At 43.8% G+C, this 13,168-nt stretch carries 12 protein-coding genes and 4 tRNA genes; 12 read left to right on the top strand and 4 right to left on the bottom strand.

The window, feature by feature from the left end; genetic code table 11:
* Positions 1 to 121: 121 nt before the first annotated feature.
* Positions 122 to 322 (top strand): YheV family putative zinc ribbon protein, encoded by a 201-nt coding sequence (locus tag GSF04_RS06110; protein WP_010374531.1) that lies wholly within the window; start codon positions 122 to 124, stop codon positions 320 to 322.
* 28 nt (positions 323 to 350) lie between these two features.
* Here the strand turns inward: GSF04_RS06110 and GSF04_RS06115 are convergent, their stop codons facing one another.
* Both GSF04_RS06115 and GSF04_RS06120 read right to left on the bottom strand, forming a co-directional pair.
* Positions 351 to 563, bottom strand: coding sequence for a SlyX family protein (locus GSF04_RS06115; protein WP_010374533.1), 213 nt, complete (start codon positions 561 to 563; stop codon positions 351 to 353).
* The gene (locus tag GSF04_RS06120; protein WP_211859044.1) at positions 560 to 1,573 is read right to left on the bottom strand and encodes a hypothetical protein; all 1,014 of its coding nucleotides are present in this window, start codon (positions 1,571 to 1,573) and stop codon (positions 560 to 562) included. Before GSF04_RS06120 ends, GSF04_RS06115 begins: the two co-directional genes overlap by 4 nt.
* 268 nt (positions 1,574 to 1,841) lie before the next feature.
* On the opposite strand from GSF04_RS06120, the gene fkpA reads away from it, so the two are divergent.
* Positions 1,842 to 2,594 (top strand): FKBP-type peptidyl-prolyl cis-trans isomerase, encoded by a 753-nt coding sequence (fkpA, locus tag GSF04_RS06125; RefSeq protein WP_211859045.1) that lies wholly within the window; start codon positions 1,842 to 1,844, stop codon positions 2,592 to 2,594.
* A 75-nt stretch (positions 2,595 to 2,669) separates the two neighbouring features.
* Here the strand turns inward: fkpA and GSF04_RS06130 are convergent, their stop codons facing one another.
* Positions 2,670 to 3,140, bottom strand: a complete 471-nt coding sequence (locus GSF04_RS06130; RefSeq protein ID WP_010607921.1) for an Rsd/AlgQ family anti-sigma factor — start codon at positions 3,138 to 3,140, stop codon at positions 2,670 to 2,672.
* 466 nt (positions 3,141 to 3,606) lie between these two features.
* On the opposite strand from GSF04_RS06130, the gene hemE reads away from it, so the two are divergent.
* Positions 3,607 to 4,671 carry a uroporphyrinogen decarboxylase gene (hemE, locus tag GSF04_RS06135; protein WP_010374544.1) on the top strand — a complete coding sequence of 355 codons (1,065 nt, stop codon included), beginning with the start codon at positions 3,607 to 3,609 and terminating at the stop codon, positions 4,669 to 4,671.
* A gap of 233 nt (positions 4,672 to 4,904) precedes the next feature.
* On the opposite strand, the gene GSF04_RS06140 is transcribed toward hemE, so the two are convergent.
* The gene (locus GSF04_RS06140) at positions 4,905 to 6,749 is read right to left on the bottom strand and encodes a M1 family metallopeptidase (protein WP_211859880.1); all 1,845 of its coding nucleotides are present in this window, start codon (positions 6,747 to 6,749) and stop codon (positions 4,905 to 4,907) included.
* A 183-nt stretch (positions 6,750 to 6,932) separates the two neighbouring features.
* Here GSF04_RS06140 and murB point away from each other — a divergent pair, with 183 nt between their 5' ends.
* From murB to GSF04_RS06185, 9 genes are all read left to right on the top strand, one after another.
* The gene (gene murB / locus GSF04_RS06145) at positions 6,933 to 7,952 is read left to right on the top strand and encodes a UDP-N-acetylmuramate dehydrogenase (protein WP_211859046.1); all 1,020 of its coding nucleotides are present in this window, start codon (positions 6,933 to 6,935) and stop codon (positions 7,950 to 7,952) included.
* The gene (gene birA, locus GSF04_RS06150) at positions 7,939 to 8,931 is read left to right on the top strand and encodes a bifunctional biotin--[acetyl-CoA-carboxylase] ligase/biotin operon repressor BirA (RefSeq protein ID WP_174170915.1); all 993 of its coding nucleotides are present in this window, start codon (positions 7,939 to 7,941) and stop codon (positions 8,929 to 8,931) included. The genes murB and birA overlap by 14 nt, the downstream gene beginning before the upstream one ends.
* Complete coding sequence (locus tag GSF04_RS06155) at positions 8,928 to 9,620, top strand: type III pantothenate kinase (RefSeq protein ID WP_211859047.1); 693 nt, start codon at positions 8,928 to 8,930, stop codon at positions 9,618 to 9,620. The genes birA and GSF04_RS06155 overlap by 4 nt, the downstream gene beginning before the upstream one ends.
* Before the next feature lie 124 nt (positions 9,621 to 9,744).
* A tRNA-Thr gene (locus tag GSF04_RS06160) sits at positions 9,745 to 9,820 on the top strand.
* A gap of 48 nt (positions 9,821 to 9,868) precedes the next feature.
* Positions 9,869 to 9,953: transfer RNA gene (locus tag GSF04_RS06165), tRNA-Tyr, on the top strand.
* A gap of 44 nt (positions 9,954 to 9,997) precedes the next feature.
* Positions 9,998 to 10,072, top strand: a tRNA-Gly gene (locus tag GSF04_RS06170).
* Between the two features lie 13 nt (positions 10,073 to 10,085).
* Positions 10,086 to 10,161 (top strand) — tRNA-Thr (locus GSF04_RS06175).
* A gap of 137 nt (positions 10,162 to 10,298) precedes the next feature.
* On the top strand, positions 10,299 to 11,483 hold the full coding sequence (gene tuf, locus GSF04_RS06180) for an elongation factor Tu (protein WP_119230648.1): 1,185 nt from the start codon (positions 10,299 to 10,301) through the stop codon (positions 11,481 to 11,483).
* A gap of 649 nt (positions 11,484 to 12,132) precedes the next feature.
* Positions 12,133 to 13,149, top strand: a complete 1,017-nt coding sequence (locus GSF04_RS06185; RefSeq protein ID WP_211859048.1) for a TAXI family TRAP transporter solute-binding subunit — start codon at positions 12,133 to 12,135, stop codon at positions 13,147 to 13,149.
* Positions 13,150 to 13,168 lie beyond the last annotated feature (19 nt).

The following is a 13,168-nucleotide window of genomic DNA, read 5'->3' on the forward strand; positions in this document are numbered from 1 at the left end:
AGTCTGTCTAAATTGCGCGCATCATAGCATGGATCCAATCCCTTACTCCAAGCGTATCATGACAAATAAAATTAGGATAAAATGACAAACCTTAAACTCGGTGTTCATTAGAGGTGTAGAGTTGAAAGTTAAGAAGCGTTTTATTGCAGGGGCAAGTTGTCCAGAATGCCAAAAAATCGACGTAATGATGCTCTACAAAGAGCATGATGTTGAAAAAGTTGAATGTGTTGAGTGTGGCCACGTAATGTCACAGCCGAAAGACGCGGTACAGGCTTCTACACGCCAGTTTGAGCAAGTTATTGGGGTGTTCAAACCGGAGTGAGTGCTCACCCCGGTTTTCAATTTATTTGTTAGTAGTGCGGTGGTGGTGGCTCTTGATGTTGAGGCATTAAACCCGGATCGCGGCCTTCTTTCATTTTCTCTGCCAATAGCTCAATTTGTCGTTGCATTTTAGCCAAGCGCTGCTGATGTGCCTTTAGCTCTTCATTTAAGGTTTCGATTGTATCTTCTTGAAAGGCAAGCTTAGCCTCAAGCTCAGTAATTCTGTTTTCGATTTCATTCATGGCTTTTTCACCTGCGCAAATTTTTCCAGTAGTCCGCTGGAGCTTTCGGTTAACAATGCAGTGTCTCGGTCTTGAAAAGCAACGTCAAAGACAACCGCAGACTTAGGGCGGCTGCCTTCTCGGGGTTGTACACGCCAAGTTTGCAATCGTTCACCATCACTCACTTGCCATAAAATAAGCTCGCGGTTAGGTGAGCCGGTAGCCAAGAGCGTTGCGTCTTGATTAAAGCGCACTGCACTGAAAATTTTCTGGCGAGCAATATACTGTAATTGTGCTTTGAGATCACCAGAAGTTAATTGCCAAATGCTCGCTTTTTTCATGCTATCTGCGGTAAAAGCAAATCTTCCTTGGTCATCTAACGCAACTTTGGTCACGCGACTTGGGTGGTTAAAGCGATGGATCACTTGCCCCGTTCTAGTATCCCAAAAGTAAGCGGTATAGTCGTTGCCTCCGGTTAAGGCAAAGTGACCATTGGGAGACATGGCAATAGAGTTGATATTTTCTTGATGTCCAAGGAACTCTATCCGCCTTCCGCTCTCTAAGTCGAGGTGAACGACAACGTTATCACTGCGGGCATAGAGTAAATATCGGCCCGCATTGCTAATTGCGATATCTCGAATAGTGCCAGACTCGATCTCAAAATATCCTAGGTTTTGACCGTTTTCGACGCTCCAGATGGCGAATGTTTTATCAGTGGCAGTGACGGCCGTGGAGTTGTCATTAGCTAAAGCCAGTGAGTGAATGAGATCATCGGGGGCATCAGAGTGACGCCATTGAAATTTGAGGCCTTGCTCTTGATTATCCCAAAGTACGGCCCCATGCTCTATGGAAGAAACAAGGCTGTAGTGACCATCCGCAGAGATAGCTGCAGAAAATGCGCCTCTGCTGGCATGTTCTACGGTCATAACGGCTTTTGAAGTGTCAGGGCCACAGCCGGTTAAGGTGAAGCAACTGAGCATCGCGCATGCAAAGAGGAGGCTTGTCCACTTAATGTTGACGAGTTTGACCATAGATTAGGTAAATCCTCCTTAACTCCGAAGTCTGCAACAGGTAGACTAAAGGCACTAAAAACAAGATATTATTTTGATATTAGCGTATTAAAAGCGTAATGTCGTTACGCGATAATGGCAAGCAAATGCATATTGGCATTCTGATCAGAGAATGTTAATGTGGCTAGCACCTTTTCTTATTAATATAAAATTAACAATGGCACCGCATATCAAGCTCTCTTGCGCGAGCATTGGTGTTTTGATAGTAGGGACTGTCGGAGAGTTGAGAATGAAACAGACGATTAAACTGTCACTCGTTGCTGCTTCAGTGTTAGCACTAGTAGCGTGTAATAAAAAGGCTGAAGAGCAGAAGCCTGCTGAAGTTAAGCTAGATACAGAGGTACAACAGCAAGCATACGGTATCGGTGCTTCAGTTGGTAACTTCTTGCAAAAAGACTTAGCGGATAAAAAAGAGCTAGGCATTGAACTTGATCAAGAGTTACTCATGCGTGGTTTTAAAGACGCACTGGCTGGTGAAGCTAAGCTGGATGAAGCAAAAATCCGTGAAGTACTCACTTCACTAGATTCTTCTGTTCGTGAAAAGCAAGCAGCTAAAATTGAAGCTGACGCGAAGAAGAATAAAGAGGAAGGTGATAAGTACCTAGCTGAGAATGCGAAGAAAGAAGGCGTTCAGGTGACTGAGTCAGGTCTTCAGTATGAAGTGCTAAGCGAAGGTGATGGTAAAAAGCCAGTCGCAACCGACAAGGTGACAGTACATTATAAAGGTACTTTGTTAGATGGTTCTGAGTTCGATAGCTCTTACGCACGTAATGAGCCTGCCACTTTCAACCTAAATCAAGTTATTGCAGGTTGGACTGAAGGTCTGCAGTTAATGAACACTGGCGCTAAGTATAAGTTTACTATTCCTGCGGAGCTTGCATACGGCACTCGTAACCTTGGTAAAATTCCAGCTAATTCAACACTGGTATTTGAAGTTGAGCTGCTAGGTATCGAAGACGAAGCTGAAGAAGCTGCTGAATAACTTGGCAGTGTCCGTAAAGAAAAAGGTGAGATAGCTATCTCACCTTTTTTATATTTTGGTGCCCGCAAATTTAGACTATTCAGTGTGATTAGAATAAAGGTTATCGATAAGTTCATCTTCCAATTGGAAGCGCAACTCAAGCGTTTCACCTAACACAGACAAGTCGTTATCGAAGTCTGCTAATTCTTGTGTTTCTTGATTTACTTCAGCGTATTTGTCGTTGAAATCAAGTGCGGTATCAGTTGTATCTGTGATCCGAGGGTACAGTGACTGAGCCAATTTTGCGCTTTCTGGGCCTTTTTCTTGGCAGGCCTCAACAATGTTGTCATAAATTTCAAAATGACCAGCTGAAAGATAGTCCATCAAAATCTGGCAGAATGACTGAATGTCAACTTGCTCAGGAAGTGCTTTACCATTTCGAGTTGGTGAGCATCCTGCAACTTTATAATATAAAACCAATAGTTCCTGACGCTCTGCTAACCATGCATCAATTACACTATGGCTGCCTCCCCATTTCTGTTGGGCTTGTTCTAACTGCGAAAGCATAGTGATTCTCCTTAAGCGGGTTACCTACCCCTATGGAAAGGGAAACGGGGCAAAAGGTCAACCAATTTTTTCTGTAAAAGCGTAAAAAGATCAAAAGATTATTGGTTTGATTATCGGGAATGTTAACAAATTCAGGAGGATAAAAATAAAAAAACCACCGAGAGAAACTCAAGGTGGTTCAAAATAGCAGTTTAGCTTGTTGCGTAATGTTGTTATTTTTCTAATTGAAGGTGTTTTGTTGTTATTTTTCTAACGCGGTAATTTTATACCAACCTTTTAATCGTGTTGCAAACAGTTTAATTGCTTGTTTCGGTGTTTTTTACACAAGCTTATGAATTTGTTCCTAATAAAGTGAGGTTTAATCTAGATCATAACGAGGCGCTGGCAAGGATAGTTTAGATAGTGCCCATGTGCACTTAGTGATACAATCCGCACAATTGAATTTAAGTATTGGAATAGAGACGCTATGAGCGAATTAAAAAACGATCGTTATTTACGAGCGCTATTAAAACAACCAGTTGACGTCACACCAGTATGGATGATGCGCCAAGCTGGTCGTTATCTACCAGAGTATCGTGCCACCAGAGCACAAGCTGGTGACTTTATGAGCCTTTGTAAAAATGCAGAACTGGCATGTGAAGTGACATTACAGCCGCTTCGTCGTTATCCACTAGATGCGGCGATTCTGTTTAGCGATATTTTGACTATTCCAGATGCAATGGGACTTGGGCTTTACTTTGAAACTGGTGAAGGTCCAAAGTTTGAGCGTCCTATCCAATCGTTAGACGATGTTAAAAAGCTACCAAAATTAGATCCAACCGATGAGCTTGGTTATGTAATGAATGCGGTGAGCACAATTCGTCGTGAGCTTAAAGGTGAAGTACCACTTATTGGTTTCTCCGGCTCACCATGGACGCTAGCGACTTACATGATTGAAGGCGGTAGCAGCAAAACATTCGGTAAGATTAAAAAGATGGCGTTTGCAGAGCCGCAGACACTCCACCTACTGCTAGATAAAGTGGCTGATTCGGTTATCGACTACCTAAATGCGCAAGTAAAAGCGGGTGCTCAGTCTCTAATGATCTTCGACTCTTGGGGCGGGGTGTTAAGCCCGCGTGACTACAAAGAGTTTTCACTACAGTATATGCACAAAATTGTAGATGGCCTGATCCGTGAAAATGACGGTCGTAAAGTACCCGTGACATTATTCACGAAGAATGGCGGTCAATGGATTGAAGCGATTGCAGCCACTGGATGTGATGCAGTTGGTCTAGATTGGACGATTGATATTGCCGATGCAAAACGTCGTGTAGGCGATAAAGTTGCACTACAAGGTAATATGGATCCTTCAATGCTACACGGTACCCATGAGCGTATTCGTGAAGAAGTTCAGCATATATTAGCCGGCTTTGGCGAAGGTAATGGTCATGTGTTTAACTTAGGCCATGGCATTACACCTGATGTTGACCCTGAAAATGCAGGTGTTTTCATCAATGCGGTTCACGAATTTAGCCGTCAATACCACAAGTAATTTAAGTTTGAACTTAAACTTAAAATAGAAAAGAGCGCTTATTGAAGCGCTCTTTTTGTTTTTGAAATGTATTATACCAATTGCACTAGGTCTCCAATCAATTTGAAGGGTGAAATACCATATTAGCGTCGTTAAAAATTTCTCATTTAGAACAACTAAATAGCAAAATTTTTGCCTAGCTACTAAAGCTATTTCTCCGATTCAAATAGCTCATTTACCTAATACAATTAGTATTATTCAAATAAGGCGTCGATGGTGCCTTGAGCAAGTGGGTGGTATCCCGGACGTGCTTGCTGGTAAACACGGTAAGCCCAGTCACGTTTGCCATGCTTAATGAGAGACTTGTATAAATTCACAATAAGCTTACGACGACCAATACTTACCAAGTGCTTTTCAAGGTCTGGGTAAATAGCTTGGTAGCCGTTACCTACTGCTAGCATATACCAAGCAAATGCGCGTTCAGCGTTGGTCGATTGCGTCAGCTTAAATGCCTTGTCCAATGCTTCCATACGCTCGATGGCGAGATCTCTTGGTAAGTTATTAATAAAGTGCAGCCATTCATGTACTGTCCAAGCGTCGGTCGGTAAATCTGCAAGTGTTTTCTCGTCTTTTAGCCAAGCTTGGGTTAGCGCATCCACTTTTTCAAAGGCATCAGAAGTTGGGTTCGGTGCATCGCTTGGCAAGCCTGGCTCATAAATCCACTCTTTGGCTTTTTCTAAGCTCACGATACCAGGATATTGCTGTAGTAAGTTTTTGTCTAAGTACGCGACGAATTCATCAGTAGTCAGAGATTTAAAAGAAAAAGTGTTAAAGTAGGTTTTAACAAACTTGTCGAACTTGTCACGACCAAACTTTTCTTCTAGATAAATAAGGAATAATTGACCTTTAGTGTAAGGTACAGAGCTAAACGCATCGTCAGGATCGCGGCCATTAAGCTCTAAATTCATGCGTGTATCAGGGGCGGCGATAGTTTTAAGTTGTGCGCGTAGGCCTGCAGCGTCAAGTGCTTGTTCCATCACCGCGCGGTCACGACCAAACACTTCTTCCATAATACGGTTTTCAACGTAAGAGGTGAAACCCTCATTTAGCCATAGGTCTTCCCACGTCGCGTTGGTCACTAAGTTGCCAGACCAAGAGTGCGCTAACTCATGGGCGATTAGGTTTACTAAACTTTTGTCACCGGCAACTACAGTTGGCGTGATAAATGACAGGCGTGGATTTTCCATACCACCAAACGGGAAGCTAGGCGGCAACATGAGCAGGTCGTATCTACCCCAAGCGTATTCACCATACATGGCATTGGTTTTATCGATCATCGCTTGCGTATCATTAAACTCTGCAACAGAGGCATCAAGGATTTGCGGTTCTGCAAAAATCGCAGTTTGGTGCGACATCTCTTTATATTCAAGGTTACCTGCACCAATTGCAATTAGGTACGGTGGGATAGCTTGCGGCATATCAAACCAATAATCGCCATCTTTGATCAATGCGCCGGTATTGTCCGCACTCATTACCGCACGTACATCTTTAGGCGTATGTACGCGAGCAGAGTAAGTCACACGCATTGCTGGCGTATCCTGCACAGGGATCCAACTACGAGCATGAATAGCTTGAGATTGGCTATACATAAATGGGTGAGATTTACTTGCGGTTTGCTGCGGTGTTAACCACTGTAGACCTGATGCTACTGGCAAGCTGTTGTAATAAATACGTGCTTTTTTTGCTTGCTCTTTAAAGTGAATAGTTAACTTAGCACCTTTCACATCATCGCGCTTGGCAAGATCAAACTTGGCGGTATGCCATTTATCATCTTTACCTTGATACATCACTTTATCGATTTCGAGGTCACGCGTATCTAGTACCAACGTTCTTGCTTGGCGATTCTGCCAATCTAGTGTGTGTTCAACAAAACCTTCTAGCTGCTTATCTTCAAAGTCAACGTCTAGGTCTAGATGCAAGTGTGTGGTAATAACATCGTTAAGATTGGCGTAAGTGTGTTGGTCAACGGCTGCGTTTACATCAGCAGTGTGGGCAAGGCCAGCCATGGCAAGGCTGAGCGAAAGTGCCGAAAGTTTCATCATAATGCTGCTCTTATAAAAAGAATATTCCCAATTAGAGCGGCTAACATAACTAATTTCTAACCATTTAAACAGTATAAGCCGATGGGTTACATAAAATGATGGGTAAGATGACGTTAATGCGTAAGTCAGGGCAATGCGCTACACTAGCGCCAGTTTAGTTAATATTGGCAAGGTGCTGCAGTGACAAGTTTGCAGTCTTATCACACTTTTTCGCTGCCATCGGGTTGCGAGTCCCTTATCGTTATCACAGATCCACATGCGCTGGTTGAGCTCGATTTCAGTCGTCCTTTCTTTTTAATTGGGGAAGGGAGTAATACCATTTTTCTGGAAGACTATGCTGGAACCGTTATTAAGCTTGCGACCTTAGGTGTCGATATCGAGCAACAAGATGATGATTATATCGTTACAGTTGCAGCTGGAGAAAACTGGCACCAGCTCGTTACAAAGCTGCTTGATAACGGAATTGACGGGTTAGAAAATCTCGCGCTGATCCCTGGTACTGTTGGTGCGGCGCCGGTACAAAATATCGGCGCCTACGGCGTTGAAGTATCACAATTTATCACCGCCGTTAGAGGATTTGATATCGCTGAGCGGCGTTTCACGACATTAACCAATGCAGAGTGTGAATTTGGTTATCGAGATTCAGTCTTTAAACACCGCCTAAAAGATAAGTTCGTTATTACTGAAGTGACATTGACATTGCCTAAACGTTGGCAGCCAACGTTAAGTTATGGCCCTCTACAAAGCTTGAGTGATACAGCAACCGCGCAAGAGATTTGTGAAGCGGTGATAGTTACTCGAAACAGTAAATTGCCCAATCCTGCGATGCTTGCAAATGCCGGGAGCTTTTTTAAAAACCCAGTAGTTGATAGGGCGTTTGCAGCTCAGTTGCAAAGTAAATTTCCAGAGATGCCAGCGTTTGATGTGGACAATGACCATGTAAAACTTGCGGCTGGCTGGTTAATTGACAAAGCGGGTCTAAAAGGCTGCCACCGTGGAGCCATTCGTGTGTATGAGAAACAAGCACTGGTACTTGTTCATAGTGGTGGCAGTACCGGTGAAGATTTAACACAGTTAGTGAGTCATATTCAGCAAACCGTTTGGCAAAAATTTGCTGTGTTACTTGAGCATGAAGTGCGCCTTATAACAAAGCATGGTGAATGTCAGTTGCAAAGTGTGGAACGCCATGAAAACGCCTGATCATAAAAAGCAAACGATTTTAGCGGCCTTGAATAAAGGAGAATTTATCTCAGGGCAAGAACTTGGCGAGCAACTAGGTATTAGTCGCGCGGCTATTGCGAAGCATATAGCGGCGTTGCAAGAGATGGGCGTGGATATTTTTCGAGTCAATGGCCGCGGTTATAAACTCAATTATAGCTTACCGCTGATTCATCAAAGTAAGTTGAATACTCTATGGCAACAGCAATTTCAAAGTGAATGTCCAATCGAATATCACGCAATTATAGACTCCACGAATAGCGAGCTAATGCGTCGTTTGCAGGACAAACAGAATATAGGCTCAGGCCATGTCTTGGTGGCTGAAATGCAGCAAGCTGGCAGAGGGCGCAGAGGTCGGGTATGGCAATCGCCCTTTGGTGCTAACCTTTATTACAGTTATTACTGGCAGTTTGACGCTGGCATGCAAGCCGCGATGGGCTTATCTATTGCTGTAGGACTTGCAGTATATGATGCGTTAAAGGTTCTTTATGGTATTTCCGTTGAACTAAAATGGCCAAACGATATATATCTCAACCAGCAAAAACTGGCGGGGATCTTGGTTGAACTAGAGGGGCAGGTAGAAGGGCCTTGCCATCTTGTAATTGGGATTGGGCTAAATATATGCATGCCAGAATCAGCCTCTAAACACATCGACCAAGCTTGGACAGATCTGCAAACGCACTTAGGCCAAATTGATAAAAATCAGTTAGTGGTGCAGCTCACTCACTCTTTGTCTGAGCGTCTTGCCCAGTATAAAGAGTCTGGACTGAGCGAAATGGTGACCGAATGGAATAGTCTAAATGCCTTTAAAGGTGACGCGGTAACCTTGAGTACAGGACAAAGAGAATGGCGTGGGATCTGTGAAGGCATCGATATGCAAGGCGGCTTATTGCTTAGGCAAGATGGTGAGCTGAAAGCTTTTTATGGCGGTGAAATTTCGTTAAGAAAGGTGATATCGTGAAACTGCTAATTGACGTAGGTAATACTGCAGTTAAATATGCGCTTGAGCATGAAGGCCGTATTAGTCCTGTAAAAGAAAGTGATATTGAATGGCAAAAGCTAACTGCAATTGTCTGCTCTCAGGTTGGTAAGGGAGCAGGATTACAGTGGGTGGAAAGTCGCGCCTCTGAGTTTGGTCTTGTGTTAGAGCAAGCACACGTATCGCCAAGGCGAGCTGGGGTAACTTGCGCCTATCCTAATTTTAAAAATTTGGGAATTGATAGGTGGCTTGCGGTACTTGCCGCGCATGCTCTATATCCAACACAAGATATTATCGTAATTGATTCTGGCACTGCGACCACGGTTGATGTAGTGACTGCACAAGGGATACACATGGGAGGGTGGATTTTACCAGGCATCGATCTCATGATTTCCAGTATTACCGCGCGTGCAGAGCGGGTATTTTGTGATGACAACACGCCGTTTGCCGCAGAATTTGCTAAAAATACACCAGAAGCGGTGAAAAATGGTGCGTTAGCCGCAACACTTGGGCTCGTACATAGTGCAAAACAGCAACTTAATAATGAGTCTGCGTTGGTATTGTGCGCAGGTGGATATGGCGAGTTAATAAAAAACCATATTGTGTCAGCGGTTTTTGATGACCTTTTGGTATTCAAAGGGCTGTCAGTTTGGTGGAAAAACCCGCAATAACTGTAAAAATGTCATGGGATTGGCTTAAAACTGAGCGTTTGAACAATAAATTTAAGATTTTTTGCATATTCCTGTTGCATCGAGTCAATGGTTGCTCTAATATCTCGCCCCGTACTAAAGCAGTGCCGACTTAGCTCAGTTGGTAGAGCAACTGACTTGTAATCAGTAGGTCATCCGTTCGACTCGGATAGTCGGCACCATCTTTTTACCCTATCTTGTATAGGATGCTTTAGGAAAGAATTTTACGTGGAGGGGTTCCCGAGCGGCCAAAGGGATCAGACTGTAAATCTGACGGCTCAGCCTTCGCTGGTTCGAATCCAGCTCCCTCCACCACTTTATTCTTGACGGTTAGAGGTAGTTAAGAACAGGTTCCTAAAGCGGGCATCGTATAATGGCTATTACCTCAGCCTTCCAAGCTGATGATGCGGGTTCGATTCCCGCTGCCCGCTCCAGTTCGTCTGGCGTGCTGATATAGCTCAGTTGGTAGAGCGCACCCTTGGTAAGGGTGAGGTCGGCAGTTCAAATCTGCCTATCAGCACCAGTCTCCGAAGAATCTTCTCAAATACTTCCTTTGAATTGTCGAAAAAATATTTATAATAGACTGAATAATTCTAATCCACACTCGTCGTGGATTATTTTTATATGTAATCTAGATACACAAAACTTATAGGTTTCGTCATGGCAAAAGAAAAGTTTGAACGCGTAAAACCGCACGTAAACGTAGGTACAATCGGCCACGTTGACCACGGTAAAACAACTCTAACTGCAGCAATCACTAACGTACTTGCAAAAGTATACGGTGGTGAAGCAAAAGACTTCGCATCAATCGATAACGCTCCAGAAGAGCGTGAGCGTGGTATCACAATCTCAACTTCACACGTTGAGTATGACACACCAACTCGTCACTATGCACACGTAGACTGTCCAGGACACGCTGACTATGTTAAAAACATGATCACAGGTGCTGCACAGATGGACGGCGCGATCCTAGTAGTTGCTGCTACTGACGGTCCTATGCCTCAAACACGTGAGCACATCCTACTTTCTCGTCAGGTTGGTGTACCTTACATCATCGTATTCATGAACAAATGTGACATGGTTGACGACGAAGAGCTACTAGAGCTAGTAGAGATGGAAGTTCGTGAACTACTTTCTGAGTACGACTTCCCAGGTGATGACCTACCACTAATCCAAGGTTCAGCGCTTAAAGCACTAGAAGGCGAAGAGCAGTGGGAAGCGAAAATCGTTGAGCTTGCAGAAGCACTAGATTCTTACATCCCAGAGCCAGAGCGTGACATCGATAAGCCATTCATCATGCCTATCGAAGACGTATTCTCAATCCAGGGTCGTGGTACAGTAGTAACAGGCCGTGTAGAAGCTGGTATCATCAACGTGAACGACGAAGTAGAAATCGTAGGTATTAAAGAAACTACGAAGACAACTTGTACGGGTGTTGAGATGTTCCGTAAGCTTCTAGACGAAGGTCGTGCGGGTGAGAACATCGGTGCACTACTACGTGGTACTAAGCGTGATGAAGTTGAACGTGGTCAAGTACTATGTAAGCCTGGTTCAATCAAGCCACACACAAAATTCACTTCAGAAGTATACGTACTTTCGAAAGATGAAGGTGGTCGTCACACTCCTTTCTTCAAAGGTTACCGTCCACAGTTCTACTTCCGTACAACAGACGTAACTGGTGACATCCAGCTACCAGACGGCGTAGAAATGGTAATGCCTGGCGACAACATCAAGATGACTGTTGAGCTAATCGTACCAATCGCGATGGACGAAGGTCTACGTTTCGCTATCCGTGAAGGTGGCCGTACAGTAGGTGCTGGTGTTGTTGCAACAATCGAAGAGTAATCTTTAGATTGTCGTAACACACATAAAAAAGGTCGCTTTGGCGGCCTTTTTTAATGCCTTGTCGCTGTGATTTTATATCGCGACAAATGAAAAGGGTCGTTCTCTAATAGGAGTTCGACCTTTTTTAATACCTCGTAGCAGCGATTTTATATCGCGACCAGCGAAAAGGGTCGTTCTCCAATAAAGACGTACAGGCTTTTATAATACCTTGTAGCTGCGATTTTATATCGCGACCAGTGAAAAGGGTCATTCTCCGATAAGGAGTACAGACTTTTTATTATTACGCTCTAAAAGATGAACTCTTTGTCGAAGCAGTGACTTTACATCGCGATTTTAAAGATAGAATTTTTGTGGTGGGAGCGAGTTTACCTCGCGATAAACTCTTTGTCGTAGCAGCGATTTTATATCGCGACAAAGGAAAAGGGTTATTCTCCTATTAAAGCCTCATTTTTGTCATTGTGATGGTTATAACGAACAATCCGATAATGTTCTTATATTAGCTTTCGACAGCTTAAAATCCATATTTTCACCATTTAATCTCCCTATTCTATACGCAGATACCCTGCCACCAGTCACGTAAAAATTTGGTTAATTGCGTAAAGGTGTGCACAATAAGCCCATATAAAACCTAAAATTAGGGAGTGTAAAGATGTTAGGTCTTTCGGCTCGAACAATTTTTACTGTGCTCAGTATCACAATGTCACTATGTACTTTTGCAAGCTTTGCTAATGTAGATAAAGACAGATCTTATATTTTGGCGACAGCCTCATCTGGTGGCACTTTTTACCCAGTAGGCGTCGCGATTGCGACACTAACTAAGCTAAAAGTCACGCCGCAGCACGGTATGAGCGTGTCGGCAATTACCTCTGCTGGTTCTGGTGATAACCTCAAACTCATGCGTAATAAAGAAGCTGAACTGGCTATTCTACAGGGTCTTTACGGTGCGTGGGCGACGCAGGGGACGGGGGCAATGGCACCCGTTGGCAAACAAGGTTATTTGCGTTCTGTGACTATGCTGTGGCAAAACGTAGAGCACTTTGTCATTGCTAAGAAGTATGCCAAAACGGGCAACGTCTCAGATTTGAAAAACCTATATTCACAAGGGTTTGGCATTGGTAAGCGTAACTCTGGAACGGAAGGTTCTGGGAAGCACATCATGGCTGCACTGGGCGTTGATAGTGACAAATTCACTTTGGTGCATAAAGGTTACGCGGGCTCTTCTAGCGCCCTACAAAATGGTCAGATTGCGGGAATGAATATTCCAGCAGGAGTACCTGTCAGCGCTATTACAAGTGCTTATGCAGCCGATGCCAATGGTATCACTGTGCTGGATTTTACTGATGAGCAGCTAAATAAAGTCAACGCTGAGGTAGAGCTATGGTCACGCTTCGAGATCCCAGCTAACACTTACCCCGGTCAAACTAACGCAATTAAAACGATTGCGCAGCCAAACTTTCTTGCAGCACATAAAGACATGAGTGAGGAAGATGTATATCTACTCACCAAGGCAATTTATGAAAATTTAGTCTTTCTTCAAACCATCCATAAAGCGACTAAAGCCATGGCGATAGAAAAGGCACTCATGGGACTGCCTGCTAAGCTACATCCCGGTGCGCTGAAGTATTATAAAGAAATAGGTATTGCCGTACCTGCTCATCTGCAATAACGCCGTCAACTAAGTAAAA

This window comes from Pseudoalteromonas sp. A22 (genome assembly GCF_018141345.1).
GTDB lineage: Bacteria > Pseudomonadota > Gammaproteobacteria > Enterobacterales > Alteromonadaceae > Pseudoalteromonas > Pseudoalteromonas maricaloris.

Bases quoted from the DNA above. Each gene is read 5' to 3' on its own strand.
- GSF04_RS06115 (WP_010374533.1), bottom strand. From the start codon at position 563: ATGAATGAAATCGAAAACAGAATTACTGAGCTTGAGGCTAAGCTTGCC.
- GSF04_RS06120 (WP_211859044.1), bottom strand. From the start codon at position 1,573: ATGGTCAAACTCGTCAACATTAAGTGGACAAGCCTCCTCTTTGCATGC.
- fkpA (WP_211859045.1), top strand. From the start codon at position 1,842: ATGAAACAGACGATTAAACTGTCACTCGTTGCTGCTTCAGTGTTAGCA.
- GSF04_RS06130 (WP_010607921.1), bottom strand. From the start codon at position 3,140: ATGCTTTCGCAGTTAGAACAAGCCCAACAGAAATGGGGAGGCAGCCAT.
- hemE (WP_010374544.1), top strand. From the start codon at position 3,607: ATGAGCGAATTAAAAAACGATCGTTATTTACGAGCGCTATTAAAACAA.
- GSF04_RS06140 (WP_211859880.1), bottom strand. From the start codon at position 6,749: ATGAAACTTTCGGCACTTTCGCTCAGCCTTGCCATGGCTGGCCTTGCC.
- birA (WP_174170915.1), top strand. From the start codon at position 7,939: ATGAAAACGCCTGATCATAAAAAGCAAACGATTTTAGCGGCCTTGAAT.
- tuf (WP_119230648.1), top strand. From the start codon at position 10,299: ATGGCAAAAGAAAAGTTTGAACGCGTAAAACCGCACGTAAACGTAGGT.
- GSF04_RS06185 (WP_211859048.1), top strand. From the start codon at position 12,133: ATGTTAGGTCTTTCGGCTCGAACAATTTTTACTGTGCTCAGTATCACA.